Source organism: Rhodococcus sp. O3 (genome assembly GCF_048897285.1).
In the GTDB taxonomy this organism is placed as follows: domain Bacteria; phylum Actinomycetota; class Actinomycetes; order Mycobacteriales; family Mycobacteriaceae; genus Rhodococcus.
In genome coordinates this window covers 15,737-29,682 of record NZ_JBMBTE010000065.1, presented here as the reverse complement: position 1 = coordinate 29,682, position 13,946 = coordinate 15,737, and the positions used below count along the sequence as shown (strand labels likewise).

12 protein-coding genes and 1 tRNA gene are annotated in these 13,946 nt (G+C 68.1%); 1 reads left to right on the top strand and 12 read right to left on the bottom strand.

Features of this window, described 5'->3' with window-relative positions; genetic code table 11:
• From ACN675_RS18230 to ACN675_RS18205, 6 genes are all read right to left on the bottom strand, one after another.
• Positions 1 to 791: serine/threonine-protein kinase (locus ACN675_RS18230; RefSeq protein ID WP_420752174.1), on the bottom strand; the 791-nt coding region annotated here is incomplete at its 3' end.
• A gap of 1 nt (position 792) precedes the next feature.
• Positions 793 to 2,277 carry a peptidoglycan D,D-transpeptidase FtsI family protein gene (locus ACN675_RS18225; RefSeq protein WP_420752173.1) on the bottom strand — a complete coding sequence of 495 codons (1,485 nt, stop codon included), beginning with the start codon at positions 2,275 to 2,277 and terminating at the stop codon, positions 793 to 795.
• The gene (locus tag ACN675_RS18220; protein WP_420752172.1) at positions 2,274 to 3,722 is read right to left on the bottom strand and encodes an FtsW/RodA/SpoVE family cell cycle protein; all 1,449 of its coding nucleotides are present in this window, start codon (positions 3,720 to 3,722) and stop codon (positions 2,274 to 2,276) included. The genes ACN675_RS18225 and ACN675_RS18220 overlap by 4 nt, the downstream gene beginning before the upstream one ends.
• Entirely contained in the window at positions 3,722 to 5,242 is a 1,521-nt protein-coding gene (locus ACN675_RS18215; protein ID WP_420752171.1) for a PP2C family protein-serine/threonine phosphatase, read from the bottom strand. Before ACN675_RS18215 ends, ACN675_RS18220 begins: the two co-directional genes overlap by 1 nt.
• Positions 5,239 to 5,700 carry an FHA domain-containing protein FhaB/FipA gene (locus ACN675_RS18210; protein ID WP_072809145.1) on the bottom strand — a complete coding sequence of 154 codons (462 nt, stop codon included), beginning with the start codon at positions 5,698 to 5,700 and terminating at the stop codon, positions 5,239 to 5,241. The genes ACN675_RS18215 and ACN675_RS18210 overlap by 4 nt, the downstream gene beginning before the upstream one ends.
• Positions 5,701 to 5,857: 157 nt before the next feature.
• Positions 5,858 to 7,144, bottom strand: coding sequence for a DUF3662 and FHA domain-containing protein (locus ACN675_RS18205; RefSeq protein WP_420752170.1), 1,287 nt, complete (start codon positions 7,142 to 7,144; stop codon positions 5,858 to 5,860).
• Between the two features lie 203 nt (positions 7,145 to 7,347).
• On the opposite strand from ACN675_RS18205, the gene ACN675_RS18200 reads away from it, so the two are divergent.
• A tRNA-Leu gene (locus tag ACN675_RS18200) sits at positions 7,348 to 7,430 on the top strand.
• Positions 7,431 to 7,671: 241 nt separating this feature from the next.
• Here the strand turns inward: ACN675_RS18200 and ACN675_RS18195 are convergent.
• From ACN675_RS18195 to ACN675_RS18170, 6 genes are all read right to left on the bottom strand, one after another.
• Entirely contained in the window at positions 7,672 to 8,739 is a 1,068-nt protein-coding gene (locus ACN675_RS18195) for an MBL fold metallo-hydrolase (RefSeq protein WP_420752169.1), read from the bottom strand.
• A gap of 68 nt (positions 8,740 to 8,807) precedes the next feature.
• Complete coding sequence (locus ACN675_RS18190) at positions 8,808 to 9,317, bottom strand: nucleoside deaminase (RefSeq protein WP_420752168.1); 510 nt, start codon at positions 9,315 to 9,317, stop codon at positions 8,808 to 8,810.
• On the bottom strand, positions 9,314 to 10,297 hold the full coding sequence (locus ACN675_RS18185) for an ornithine cyclodeaminase family protein (protein WP_420752167.1): 984 nt from the start codon (positions 10,295 to 10,297) through the stop codon (positions 9,314 to 9,316). The genes ACN675_RS18190 and ACN675_RS18185 overlap by 4 nt, the downstream gene beginning before the upstream one ends.
• A gap of 27 nt (positions 10,298 to 10,324) precedes the next feature.
• Positions 10,325 to 11,251, bottom strand: a complete 927-nt coding sequence (locus ACN675_RS18180; protein ID WP_420752166.1) for an ABC transporter permease — start codon at positions 11,249 to 11,251, stop codon at positions 10,325 to 10,327.
• Positions 11,248 to 12,405, bottom strand: a complete 1,158-nt coding sequence (locus tag ACN675_RS18175; protein ID WP_420752165.1) for an ABC transporter permease — start codon at positions 12,403 to 12,405, stop codon at positions 11,248 to 11,250. Before ACN675_RS18175 ends, ACN675_RS18180 begins: the two co-directional genes overlap by 4 nt.
• Positions 12,402 to 13,928, bottom strand: coding sequence for an ABC transporter ATP-binding protein (locus ACN675_RS18170; protein WP_420752164.1), 1,527 nt, complete (start codon positions 13,926 to 13,928; stop codon positions 12,402 to 12,404). The genes ACN675_RS18175 and ACN675_RS18170 overlap by 4 nt, the downstream gene beginning before the upstream one ends.
• Positions 13,929 to 13,946: the final 18 nt, after the last annotated feature.

The window sequence follows — 13,946 nt, the reverse complement described above, 5'->3', positions numbered from 1 at the left end:
CCGCTGGAGTATCGGTGCGCCGGGTCCTTCGCCATGCCGATCTCGATGACCTCGCGCACGCCGGCCGGCAGATCCGCAGGCAGCGGCGCCGGCACCTCCTGCACGTGCTTCATCGCGACGGTGACGACGCTGTCGCCGAGGAACGGCCGCCGGCCCGACAGGGCCTCGTAGCCGACGACGGCCAGCGAGTACACGTCGCTCGCGGAGGTCGCCTCCTGACCGAGAGCCTGCTCCGGCGAAATGTACTGGGCGGTGCCCATCACCATGCCGGTGCGCGTCACCGGGGACGCGTCGACGGCCTTCGCGATACCGAAGTCGGTGATCTTGACCTGGCCGGTCGGGGTGATGAGGATGTTGCCCGGCTTCACGTCGCGGTGCACGACACCGCCGTTGTGCGCGGCCTGCAGCGCGCGACCGGTCTGCTCGAGCATGTCGAGGCTGTGCCCCAGCGACAGCCGGCCGACGCGCGCGAGCACCGCGTTGAGCGGTTCCCCGTGCACCAGCTCCATCACCAGGTAGGCGATCGACTGGCCTTCGGCGTCGCGGATCTCGCCGTAGTCGAACACCCCGGCGATACCGGGATGGTTCAGCTGGGCGGTGGTGCGTGCCTCGAAGCGGAAACGGGTCAGGAAGTCGGGGTCGTCCGACAGTTCCGCCTTGAGGATCTTCACCGCGACCCGACGGTCGAGCCGCGTGTCGAGTCCTTCCCACACCTGGCCCATGCCGCCGGTCGCGATGAGCCGCTGCAGTCGGTAGCGGTCGGCGATCATGGCGCCGCTGTTCACAGCCATGTCAGCCTCCCTGCAATCCGGCCGAGATGACGGCCCGTCCGATTGGCGCGGCCACGGAGCCGCCGGTGGCCGCGAGCGCCCGATCGCCGCCGTCCTCCACGATCACCGCTACCGCAACCGTGGGCTGCTGCGCGGGCGCAAAGGCGATATACCACGTGTGCGGCGGAGTGTTACGGGGGTCGCTGCCGTGTTCCGCCGTGCCGGTCTTGGATGCGATCTGGACGCCGGGGATCTTGCCCGAGCCGCCCGCGAAGTTCTCGGCGCCGATCATCAGGTCCGTGAGGGTCGCGGCGACCTCCGGGGCAATCGCCTGACCCGCCGACTCCGGCACCGTTTCGGCGAGAACCGACAGGTCAGGGGACTGCAGCTGCTCCACCAGGTACGGCTTCATGCGCACCCCGCCGTTCGCGACCGTCGCGGCGATCACCGCGTTCTCCAGAGGAGTCAGGGCCACGTCGCGCTGCCCGATGCTGGACTGTCCGAGTGCCGCACCGTCCGGAATCGGACCGATTGTGCTTTCTGCCACAGACAGCGGAATCGACATGTCCTCGCCGATCCCGAGCGCTTCGGCCTGCGCCGCGAGAGCATCCCTGCCGGTGTTGATACCCATCTCGACGAACGCGGTGTTGCACGAGCGGGCGAACGCCTCGCGCAGCGTCGCGGTCGGTTCGGAACCGCACGTCGAACCGGCGTAGTTCTCGAGCGTCGTCGTCGTGTCCGGGAGCGTGATGTTCGGGGCGGCGGTGAACCGGTCCTCCGGGCCGACCCCGTTCGCCAGGGCAGCGGCGGTGACCACGACCTTGAACGTCGAACCCGGCGGGTAGGTCTGCGACACCGCGCGGTTGAGCATCGGCTTGTCCGGGTCGGCGTTGAGTTCGTCCCAGGCGGCGCTGGTCGCGGCCCCGTCGTGCCCGGACAACCGGTTCGGGTCGTAACTCGGCGTGCTCACCATCGCCAGAATCTTGCCGGTACTCGGTTCGATCGCGACGACCGCACCCGTGTAGCCCTTGGCGGTCAGTTCGTCATAGGCAACCTGCTGCATCATCGGGTCGATGGTGCTGACGACGTTCCCGCCGCGCGGGTCGCGTCCCGACACCAGGTCGAAGAAGCGGCGCCCGAACAGCCGGCTGTCCGACCCGTTGAGGACGGCGTCCTCGGACCGTTCCAGTCCGGTGCTGCCGTACTGCATCGAGTAGAAGCCGGTGACCGGTGCGTACGCGAGCGGACTCATCGGCTGCTCCGGGGTGGCCGGATAGGTGCGCAGGTACTTGTAGCGGCTGTCGGTGGGGACCGACACCGCCAGCACCTGCCCGCTCGCGGAGATCTGGCCGCGCTGGCGGGAGTACTCGTCGATCAGCACCCGCGAGTTCCGCGGATCGGTGCGCAGATCGTCGGCCTTGATCACCTGCACGTACGTGGCGTTGGCGAGGAGCGCGGCGACCATGAACATCACGGCCATCGCGACCTTACGGAGAGGACCGTTCATTCGCGCCCCATCATCTCCGTCTGCGCGTCCGCGATCGGTGGCGCAGGCTTCTTGCGGGGAAGGACGGGTTCGCGGGCCGAGTGCGAGATCTTCATCAACAACGCCAGCAGTAGATAGTTCGCGAGCAGCGACGATCCGCCGTAGGAGACGAACGGGGTGGTCAGGCCCGTCAGCGGAATCAGCTTGGTGACACCGCCGACGACCACGAAGAGCTGGATCGCGAGGGTGAACGACAAGCCTGCGGCGAGCAGTTTACCGAAGCTGTCGCGCACTGCCAGCGCGGTGCGCAGTCCCCGCACGATCAGGACGAGGAACAGCAGCAGGATCGCGGCCAGGCCGATGAGACCCAGTTCCTCACCGACCGCCGCGACGATGAAGTCGGTCTTCGCGAACGGCACCTGAGCGGGCCGGCCGCTGCCCAGGCCGGTGCCGCCGACACCTCCGGTCGCCATACCGAACAGCGACTGCGAGATCTGATAGCCGGTGTTCGCGTAGTCGGAGAACGGGTCGAGCCAGGTCTGCACCCGCACCCGCACGTGCCCGAACATCTGGTACGCGAAGAAGAAGCCGACAGCGAGCAGACCGAAGCCGATGAGCAGCCAACCCACCCGTTCGGTGGCGATGTAGAGCATCACCAGCACCGTCGTGAAGAGCAGCAGCGAGGTGCCCAGATCCTTCTCGAACACCATGACGCCGATCGACAGGATCCACGCGGCGAGGATCGGGCCGAGGTCGCGGGCGCGCGGGAAATCCATGCCGAGGAAATGCCTGCCGGCGGTCGTGAACAGGTCACGTTTCGCGACGAGCACCGACGCGAAGAAGATGATCAGCAGGATCTTCGAGAACTCGCCGGGCTGGATGCTGAAACCCGGAAGCCGGATCCAGATCTTCGCGCCGTTGACCTCGGACAGGCTCGACGGCAGCAGCGCCGGGATGGCCAGCGCGACCAGGCCGATCAGGCCGAGGGTGTAGCTGTAGCGGGCGAGCAGCCGGTAGTCGTGCAGCAGCACCAGCACCGCGACGAACCCGGCGATGGCAAGCGCGGTCCACAGGACCTGCTGGTTCGCGTCGGGCGACGGGATCGGATCGCCCATGAACCGGGCGTTCTCCGCGTCGGCGAGGTCCAGGCGGTGGATCAGGACCAGGCCGAGCCCGTTGAGCAGCGCCACGATCGGCAGCAGCAGCGGATCGGCGTACGTCGCGAACCGGCGCACCGCCAGATGCGCGACGAGGAACAGCGCCGCATACGTCAGCCCGTACTTGGCGAGGTCCCAGGTGAGAGCCTGTTCCTGGCTGGCCTCGACGAGCATCAGCGACACCAGCGTGATGCCGATCGCGGCGAGAATCAGCAGGAGTTCGGTGTTGCGGCGGGTGGACTGCAGTGGCGCAGGGGCAAATCCACCCGGTGGGCTCGGGAAAGCCCCCGCGACGTGAGACACCGACATCAGGCTCCCACCCTGCAGTTCTGGCCCGGTACCTGCGGTACGGCCGGGGTCGGGGAGGGTGTCTGCTCCGGAGCGGGCGGGGCGGCGGTGACGGGTGTCTGGCCCGGCGCCGGAACCACCGGTGCGGGCGCCGCGGCCTCGGCAGGTGGTGGCGGGACAACGGGGGTCGTCGGGGTCTCCGGCGCGGGTGCCGGGGCGGCCGTGCCGTCCGGAGCCGGTGCCGCAGAAGCGGGCGCGGGAACCGGAGCCGGTGCCGGCTTCTCCTCGACACATACCGGCAGCAGATCACCGTCGACGAGCCGGCCCATCTGCGCTTTCGCGTCGTCCAGGTTGCCGGAGGGGAGGCCGGCGCGCACCTGCTCGCGCGCGGCGGGCTGCAGATCGTCGACGACCATGACCCGGCAGTTGGCGTGGTCGGGTTCCATCAGCGTCAGCATGCCCTCGTCGGTGACGCAACCCACGAGCGCCTGTTCCTGCAACGAGTAGCCGAGCACGTTGCCGGGCACGCCCCGCAGCACGGTGACCCGGCCGTCGTCGGCGCCGACGTAGTAGTAGTTGCGGATCATCGTGCGACCCACGACCACGCTGGCCGCGAGCAGCGCCAGTACGACGATGGCCCCGATGATCCACCACAGGCGGCTGCGCTTGCGCTTCGATTCCGGTTCGGGCGTGCTGATCACCCGCTTCGGGGTGGCGCGCGGCGGGCGCATCGCCGCGGCGCGACCGGCGGCGGTGTTCGGCGGGGGTGTGTCCTCGTCCTCACCGGACGCTGCGCCCGCGACGATCGGATGACTCTGCCCGTAGTCCAAGTCGATGACGTCGGCGACGACGACGGTCACGTTGTCGGGGCCACCGCTGCGCAACGCCAGTTCGATGAGGCGGTCGGCGCACTCGTCGTGGGTGCCCTCGCGCATCGTGTTGGCGATCGTCTCGTCGCTGACCACGTCGGACAGACCGTCCGAGCACACCAGGTAACGGTCGCCGACACGCACCTCGCGCACCGTGAGGGTCGGCTCGACCTCGCTGCCGGTCAGCGCCCGCATGATCAGCGACCGCTGCGGGTGCGAATGCGCCTGCTCGGCGGTGATGCGGCCCTCGTCGACAAGGGACTGCACGAAGGTGTCGTCCCGGGTGATCTGGGTCAGCTGGTCGTCGCGCAACAGGTAGGCGCGCGAATCGCCGATGTGGGCCAGGCCCAGCTTGCTGCCGGCGAACAGGATCGCGGTGAGCGTGGTGCCCATGCCGTCGAGTTCGGGTTCCTCCTCGACCTGGTCCGCGATGGAGGCGTTGCCTTCGCGGACCGCCGCGGCGAGCTTGCCGAGCAGGTCTTCGCCCGGCTCGTCGTCGTCGAGGTGGGCGAGCGCCGCGATCATCAGCTGTGAGGCGACCTCACCGGCGGCGTGGCCGCCCATGCCGTCGGCGAGGGCGAGCAGGCGTGCCCCGGCGTACACGGAGTCTTCGTTGTTGGAGCGGACCAATCCCCGGTCGCTGCGGGCTGCGTATCGCAATACAAGGGTCACGGGCGGAGCTCGATCACGGTCTTCCCGACCCGGACCGGGGTGCCCAGGGGTACGCGGACAGCGGTGGTGACTTTCGCACGATCGAGATAGGTCCCGTTGGTGGAACCCAGGTCCTCGACGTACCAGTCGGAGCCACGGGGCGAGAGCCGGGCGTGGCGGGTGGAGGCGTAGTCGTCGGTGAGCACGAGCGTCGAATCGTCGGCACGTCCGATCAGCACCGGCTGGGTGCCCAGCGAGATGCGTGTGCCGGCGAGCGCACCCTGCGTGACCACCAGGTACTTCGCCGTCTTGTTGCGACTCAGCGACGGCAGCACCGACTGCTTGCCCGAATAGCGAGGCAGTGGCCGGGCCGCGCCCGCGTAGATGTCCGAACGCAATGTGCGCAGAACAGCCCAGATGAACAGCCACAGCAGGAGGAGGAAACCCGCCCGGGTCAGCTGCAGAATCAGCCCCTGCACGGCTCATCCTCCTTCGGCATGATCGACCGGCGCACTCGCATCCGGTGTGCTGAGGTCACCCACAATACGGACTGTGTACGACTCGACGCATCGTCCGACGCGTCGGCTACGCGTCGGACAGGTCTCGAGTCGGGTCCGATTCGGTGTCGAATCCCGTTCAGAGGATGCGGACCAGGATCTCCGAGTGACCGGCACGGACCACATCGCCGTCGGCGAGCTGCCAGTCCTGCACCGGCGCACCGTTGACGGTGGTGCCGTTGGTGGAACCGAGATCGGACAGCATCGCGACCGCGCCGTCCCAGCGGATGTCGATATGGCGACGTGACACACCGGTGTCCGGGAGCCGGAACTGGGCGTCCTGGCCGCGGCCGATGATGTTGCTGCCTTCGCGGAGCTGGTAGTAGCGGCCGCTGCCGTCCTCGAGCTGGAGGGTCGCGGTCAGCACACGACCCGCGGGGGCGCCGGCCGGCGGGTAGGCGGCGCCGCCACCGTAGTTGCGGTCGTCGTAACCGCCCTGCTGGCCGTAACCCTGCTGGTCGTAGCCCTGCTCCGCGTAACCCGGGTCGGCGTAACCCTGGTTGCCGTAGGCCTGCTGGCCGTACGGCTGAGGCTGGTAGCCCTGGTCGGCGTAGCCCTGGTCGTAGCCCGCGGGCTGGCCGTAGCCGCCCTGGTAACGGTTGTCGCCGTAGGGCTGCTGGTAGTCGCGGCCGTACTCCTGGCTGTAGGCCTGCTGCTGGTCGTAGCCGCCACCGTAGTTGCGGTCGTCATAGCCGCCCTGCTGGCCGTAACCCTGCTGGTCGTAGCCCTGATCGGTGTAACCCTGGTCGTAACCCGCGGCACCGGCGGGCTGGCCGTAACCGCCCTGCTGGCCGTAACCCTGCGCGTAGCGCTGCTCCTGACCGACGTGCGCGTGACCGTTGCGCGCGTACTGCGGCTCCGCGCGATCGGCGGGCTCGCGGCCGGGTTCGTAGCCGGGGTTCTGCGTCATGGGGGCAACTCCTGGGTCGGGTTTCACGGTCGGGCGATTCTGGGGCGAACGCGAGGCCGGGGCGCGCGCCGGTGAGCGCCCGGTATCGGGATCGACCGAGCCGCGAGTGCGGTACTGCCCTGTGTGCAGCGCCGACGACGACTCGAAGGCAACATTGATCTCACCGTAGGTCTGCCACCCTTGTTCGCGAATGAAGTCCTCAAGGTGACGGGAGAATGCCTTCACCGTCAAGTCCCTGTCTGCTGCCAGGGCCTCATGATCGGATTCGCTGATGGTGATGACGTACTTGTTCGGTGCGAGCATGAGCCCACGATCGAGCTGCTGGACACCATCCGTCGCTTCCTGTTGAAGCGCGGCTTCGACCTCTTGGGGGACCACACCGCCTCCGAAGACGCGCGCGAACGCGTCGCCGATTGCGGCTTGAAGCTTGCGTTCGAAACGCTGCGCTATTCCCATGGCGGCCCCCTTCCCAGGTCTGTGCGTGTCGCGATGCAGTTCTCGCCCCTGCATGGTATCGACTTTTCGTCCGATCCGGCTCGGAGGATCGTGAGCGATTGTCCAACTCGGTACCGAACCCCCTCGGTGGGCCCAGCGAAACCCGCTTTGACCAGGCGAATCGTTATATCCGAGGATGATGTGTTACTGTTCTCCAGTCGCTCGGGCGAGTGGCGGAATGGCAGACGCGCTGGCTTCAGGTGCCAGTGTCCTTCGGGACGTGGGGGTTCAAGTCCCCCTTCGCCCACAGAGAGCAGTTCCACGAACTGCGATGAACGAGGTCACGAACTCGAAAGAGGTCGTGACCTCGTTTTCGTATATACGGGTGATCGGTGACTGCCCGATCTTGACCGGAGAATCGACGCGGGGAGTGCGAATTCGCTCACGCTACAGCGTGGGGATTCCGAATTGCGTCGTGGATCGAGCTCGACAGCAATTGCGGGTCGGTGGAGCGAACCGTTCACATCCGTCCCGGCCCCACAGGCGGGTCAGCTCGTCGTCAGGTCGAATGTCAGCAGAGAGGGGCGCAGATAGTCCGTCGGATCGACGAGCATGCGCACCTCGGGTGGATTCGGCAGGCTCGCCACCGCCTCGCGCAACCGCGGCTCGTACGCGGCGGCGGGCGCGGAGACGGGTGGGAGCCAGTTGTCGTGATGAGAGGGGACGAACACATCCGGGCGCAGCGCCCGGATGTAGTCGAGCGTGTCGCCGAGGCCGTTCGTGTACTGGTTGTAGCCCTGGATCGACCCGATCTGCACCGATGAGGCGGGCAACTCCCGCAGGGTGTCGAGGACCTGCGGTGCGTCGGTGACGAGCGGTCCCGAACTGTCGTGCCAGGTGAGCACGAAGCCGCCGACCTCGAACTGGTACAGCAACGAGCCGCCCTCCTCGTCGCCGGCGTGATCCGCCAGGTGCTGCAGATCCTGGAGCGTCGGGGGGTCCTCGACGGTTGGCGTGAAGTCGGGCGCGAGGACGAGCGGAGCCTGCTCGCCCCGGGGTGCGCGCAATCCGGAGTGCAGGTGCCGCACCGCGCGCCCGGTCACACCGCCCAGCATGAACTCGGTCCGATCCAGGGGCAACGGATGCGTCCGCAGGTCCGTGGCGGCCTGTTCGTCGAGTTGCCGGCAGTGCTCCTCGGTGCCGACGATCGTCGCGCCGGACAGTGACGCGATCTCGGCTGCGTCGGCGGCATGGTCGAAGTGTCCGTGCCCGATGAAGATGTGGCTCGGCGCCAACGCTGCCAGTTCGGTGGGGCTCGTCGGCACACGATTCGAGAACTCCCCGCGAGGAACCCACGCGTCCAGAAGGAAGACGTCCCCGGCGATCGCCATCGCGAAGCTCGTCACCCCGAACCACGAGAGGATCACCTTGTCGGGATCCACTTCTCCGGTGCGCGGGTCGACGTGCTCGGCTCCGAAGAATCGTCGGCGGGCAGCGATCGTCGGGTTCGCATTCGGCTCGGCAGAGGCCACCGGCCTCGCCGGAGTCACGACAGCGACGGCTGCGGCGGCCGCCGCAGCCACGAAGGTCCGGCGGCTGATCGCAGACGAAGACATGGGCGCAGTCTAGGGCGACAGCGATCTCTCATCCGAGAATCGACGCGGTGATTGCGAATTCGCTCGCGCTACAGCGTGGGCGGCTTCCGAATCGCGTCGGGGATCGGAATCGAGACCGCCGTGCGCATGACCTCGAGTGCTTCCTTCTCATGAACCGGTCCGACGACGATGACTTCCGCATCGGTCGCCGCGACGAGCTCTGCGCACCCGAGGGTGAAATGAGGACCCTCGGGGAGGATGGTCGAGAACCCTTCGGTCGACGCGGCGAACACGATCCGGGTGAAACCGGCCCAGACGCACGCTGCGGCGCACATGGGACAGGGCTCGCCGCTCGCGTACATCGTGGCGCCGACGAATCGGTCGACGTGCCCGCCGGCGGTTGCCCGGCGGATCGCGACGAGTTCGGCATGTGCCGTGATGTCGCCGGAGGAGGCGACTTCGTTGAGACCTTCGGCGAGCACCTCGCCGGTGGCTGCGACCAGGACGGCACCGAACGGGCGGTTGCCCGAAACTGCTGCTTCTGCGGCGAGTTCGAGGCTGCGTGCGAGGAAGCGGGACTCGGGTGCGGGAACGGTCATGCGCTCATCTCTACTCTGGTTCCGATGTCGGCGGCGAGTGCGGCGTCGACGAGGATGCGGGCGGTCACGAGATCCTGCAGGCCGATGCCCACGGAGTTGAAGAGGGTGATGTCCTCGTCGCTGCGCCGGCCGAGTCCGGGATCGAGGACGACGTCGCCGAGTTCGACGGTTACCGCGTCCTCGGTGAGGTGTCCTTCGCCGATGGCGAGCAGGACGTCACCGGACTTCGTCAGTGCGGTGGGGCGACTGTCGACGACGAGTCGGGCCGAACCCATTCCGATACCGTCGATCTCACGGTGATCGGCGCGTGGGGGTGCCCCCACGGCGTTCAGGTGCAGGCCCGGCCGGAACCATGCGCCGTGGACGATCGGATCCTTCGACGGTGTCATTGTGCAGACGATGTCGGCGGCCGACAGAACGTCGCGCGGCGATTCGGCGTGTTCGACGTGCAGGTCCAGGTCGTGGACACGACAACGGAACTCTTCGACGGTCGCGGCGCTGCGGGACCAGACCGACACCTTGTCGATCGGCCGGACGCGAGCGATCGCGCGAGTGTGTTCGACGGCGAGCGTGCCGGCACCGATCAAGCCCAGGGTCGTGCCCGAATCCCGCGCGAGGTGTGCGGTGGCGACGGCGCTCGCAGCGGCCGTGCGGACGGCGGTGATGAGCCGTCCGTCGAGGACCGCTTCGCATTCACCGGTCCGATCCGACATCAACAGGATGGTCGAGCGCTGGGTGGGTCGACCGGCAGCACGGTTGAACGGCATGTCGGACAGCACTTTCACCGAGCTCGCTCGCTGTCGGGTCGCGACTGCGGCCATCGGCAGGACCGTCCCGCCCTGTTCGAGGGGGAGGACCGCCGGTGCCGGATTGCATGCGGTGCCGGCGGACAGATCGGCGTGGGCGCGTTCGACGGCGTCGTAGACGGCGTGCCGGTCGATCAGGGCCTCGATGTCGGAATGGGTGAGGACGAGGGTCATCTGCTTATCTGCCTCTCGGATTGATGTTCAGACACGGCCGACGTAGGGGACGGTGAGGCAGGACGGTGCTTTCCGTCCACCCACGAAGCCGCTGACCGCGACGATCGCGATGAGGTAGGGCAGCATCACGAGCACGGCGTAGGGGATGTTCACCCCGATTGCGGGGAGCGCGAACTGCATTGCCCGGGCCACACCGAAGAACAATGCAGCCCAAAGTATTCCGGACACCTTCCATCGACCCGCGATCACGGCCACGACGGCGAGATAGCCCATGCCCGCAGTCATGTTCTCGCTGAACGAGCGGACCTCCGAGAGCGCGAGGTGAGCGCCGGCCAGGCCACCGGCTGCGGATGCGATGAGCACCCCGGCGACACGGATTCGATTGACGGCCAGCCCGGTCCAGCCCGCAGACGTCGCGTCTTCACCGACTGCATCGATCCTGATACCGGGCATCGTGCGGCGGGAGAAGATCACTGCCAGTGCTGCGATGACCGCCAGGCAGAAGTAGCCGAGGAGGGTTTGCCCGAACACCGCGGGCCCGATGATCGGCAGTTCGCTCAGGACCGGAATCCGGACGTCGGCGAAGGCGGGCACGCTCTGGCCCTTTCCGGCGTCGAGCAGGATCCGCGCCCCGAAGGTGGTGAGGCCGAGGGCGAGGGCGTTGGCCGCGACACCGACGACGATCTGGTCGGCACGAAGCCGCACGCTCAGCAGCGCTTGCGCAAGACCGAAGATCAGGCCCGCGACGATGCCGGCCACCGCACCGAGCACTGCCGATCCGGTGCTCACCGAGGCGAGCACGCCGGCGAACGCACCGGTGAGCATCATTCCCTCCATGCTCAGGTTGAGCACCCCGGCGCGTCCGGAGATCGACTCGCCGGTGGCTGCGAGCAGCAGGGGAATGGCGAATGCCACTCCGCCCGTGAGTACTTCGGTGATCATTGCGGTGTTCATACGAGCACCTCCCTGGCGGGGGCTTCGGTGTGGACCTCGGGACGGGACTTGCGTCGGGGCTTGGCGGTGCTCGTCCACCATGCGGCACCGGCGATGAGGATGATCAGCAGGCTCTGGACGACGGTGATCGTGGAAGCGGGTACTCCGGCGGCGAGCTGGAGGTTGATACCGCCGGAGACCAGGAAGCCGAACAGTGTGGAGACCGCGATGACAGCGGTCATCGATCCACGAGCGAGGAGTCCGACGACCAGTCCGCTGAACCCGAATCCGGAGGAGAATCCGTCGGCGAGGACGAACGGCGCGGAGGCGACGAGCAGCCCGCCGGCCAGGCCGGAGAAGCCGCCCGCCGCGGCGAGCCCGAGGAACGCGGTGCGATCGACGGGGACACCGAATCGGGCGGAGGCGGTACCGGACAGTCCCACGCTCCGCAGCCGGAGTCCGGTGATCGTGTGGCGCAGCATGATTCCCACCGCGATCACCGAGATCACGGCGATCACGATCGCGATCGTGGCGGGGTTCTTGTCCAGGCCCAGCAGCGGAAGGCGCGCGGAGACCGCCAGCGGTTCGGACTGGGGCAAGGTCTCCGAGGACGTCATCGGCTGGCGCAGCAGCGACGGCTCCTGGACCATGAGCACCACCAACGCCAGGCCGACGAAGTTCAGCAACAGGGTGGTGATGATCTCGCTGGTGCCGCGTCGGATCCGTAGCCAGGCCGCGATCCCCGCCCAACCCGCACCGGCGAGGACGGCGGCGAGCAGAGCAGCGGCGAGACCGAGGGGCACCGGCACCGAATCGGGGATCGAGACGCCGACTGCGGTGGCGGCGATACCGCCCAGGCAGATCTGGCCTTCACCGCCGACGTTGACGAGCCCGGCCCGGTAGGCGACGGTGAATCCGGCTGCCACCAGCATCAGGAGCGCGGCGTTGTTGAGCGAGGTTCCGATCGCGAACGGCGATCCCAGGGTTCCGTCGACGAGCGCGTCGACGACCGTTGCGGGGTCGGCTCCGGCGGTGGCCGCCAGGGCCAGACCCGCGACGGTCGATACGGCCAGGGCGGCGAGGGCGATCACCAGCGGGTGGCGCAGGTGCAGATGTTGTATCGACTGCAGGAGGCGCAACCGCGGGCCGCGGTCGGGCGTGGTGGGGAGGGTCATGCGGGGACTCCGGTCATGAGGGCGCCGATATCGGTTGCGGCAGTGGGGGAGTCGGTGCGCACCGATCCCAGTAGTGTGCCGCGGTAGGCCACGACGATCCGGTCGCACACGGTCAGCAGTTCGTCGATTTCGCTGGAGGTGATCAGGACCGCGGCACCGTTGTCGGCCGCGTCGCGCAATCGGTCCAGCACGAACGCGACCGCACCGGCGTCCAGGCCCCGGGTGGGTTGCGCGGCGACCACGACGCGCAGTCCGGCAGTGGACAATTCGCGGGCGAGCACGACCTTCTGCTGGTTGCCGCCGGACAGGGAACCGATCGGCGCGTCCGGATCGGAGGCCCTGATCGAGTATTCGGCGATCGCGGCGGCGGCGTCGGCGCGCATCCGGGTCCGATCGAGCAGCCCCCACCGTCGGTACTGCCGCAGTCGGGGCATCGCGAGGTTCTCGGCGATCGACAGGTCACCGATCATCCCTTCGGCGTGCCGGTCCTCGGGAATCACCGCCATGCCCGCGGCGGTCCGTTGTGCCGGCGACGCGCCGGTGATATCCGTGCCGTCGAGTGTCACCGTGCCGCTGTCGGCGGTCAGCGACCCCGACAGCACGGCGGTCAGTTCGGACTGTCCGTTGCCCTCGACGCCTGCGATACCCACGATCTCGCCGCGTCCGATGCTCAACTCCACGTCCGACAGTGCGGTACTGCCGTCCGGGCGGGTGACGTCGAGGCCGCTCACCCGGAGGACGGCATCGTCGTCGCTGTGGGTTTCGCGGCGCCGTCGTGGGCCGGCGGCGGGGCGGATCGGTTCCTTGTCGCCGAGCATCAGTTTCAGTAGCGAGGACAGTGGCACGTCCGCGAGCCGTCCTCCACCGACGACGGTGCCTCCGCGCAGGACGGTGGCCTCGTCGGCGGCGCGGGCGACTTCACCGAGTTTGTGGGTGATGAGGACGACCGACTTGCCGTCCGCGGCAAGGGCGACGCACGTGGCGATCAGTGCGTCGATCTCGGAGGGATCGAGCACTGCGGTCGGTTCGTCGAGCAGGATCAGCCGGGGGTCACGCAGCAGGGCCTTGACGATCTCCACTCGCTGGCGGGCCCCGACGGTCAGCTCGCCGACCGTGGCCTTCGGATCGACACTCAGACCGTAGTTGTCTGCGATGCGGTCGAGGTCGTCCGACAGCCGGCCCCGCGGCGGGCGGAAGCCGTCGCGCCCCAGCAGCAGATTGTCGGCGACGGTCATCGTGGGGATCAGCGAGAAGTGCTGATGCACCATCGCCACCCCTGCCTGCAGGGCGTCCGACGGATTGCGTGGCCGATAGTCGGCGCCGGCCAGGGTCATGCTGCCGATATCGGGGGAGACGGTGCCGTAGATGGTGTTGCACAGGGTCGATTTCCCGGCGCCGTTCTCTCCCAGGATGCAGTGCACGGAACCCGGTTTCACGGTCAGCGTCACAGCATCCAGGGCGCGCACCGTGCCGAACGACTTCCCGATCCCGTTCATTGACAGCAGCGCGGTAGTGGTGGTCATCGTCATCGCCTCTCGTTC

Excerpts from the sequence above, each read along its gene's own strand:
- ACN675_RS18225 (WP_420752173.1), bottom strand. The coding sequence starts at position 2,277 with ATGAACGGTCCTCTCCGTAAGGTCGCGATGGCCGTGATGTTCATGGTC.
- ACN675_RS18220 (WP_420752172.1), bottom strand. The coding sequence starts at position 3,722 with ATGTCGGTGTCTCACGTCGCGGGGGCTTTCCCGAGCCCACCGGGTGGA.
- ACN675_RS18205 (WP_420752170.1), bottom strand. The coding sequence starts at position 7,144 with ATGGGAATAGCGCAGCGTTTCGAACGCAAGCTTCAAGCCGCAATCGGC.
- ACN675_RS18195 (WP_420752169.1), bottom strand. The coding sequence starts at position 8,739 with ATGTCTTCGTCTGCGATCAGCCGCCGGACCTTCGTGGCTGCGGCGGCC.
- ACN675_RS18190 (WP_420752168.1), bottom strand. The coding sequence starts at position 9,317 with ATGACCGTTCCCGCACCCGAGTCCCGCTTCCTCGCACGCAGCCTCGAA.
- ACN675_RS18185 (WP_420752167.1), bottom strand. The coding sequence starts at position 10,297 with ATGACCCTCGTCCTCACCCATTCCGACATCGAGGCCCTGATCGACCGG.
- ACN675_RS18180 (WP_420752166.1), bottom strand. The coding sequence starts at position 11,251 with ATGAACACCGCAATGATCACCGAAGTACTCACGGGCGGAGTGGCATTC.
- ACN675_RS18175 (WP_420752165.1), bottom strand. The coding sequence starts at position 12,405 with ATGACCCTCCCCACCACGCCCGACCGCGGCCCGCGGTTGCGCCTCCTG.
- ACN675_RS18170 (WP_420752164.1), bottom strand. The coding sequence starts at position 13,928 with ATGACCACCACTACCGCGCTGCTGTCAATGAACGGGATCGGGAAGTCG.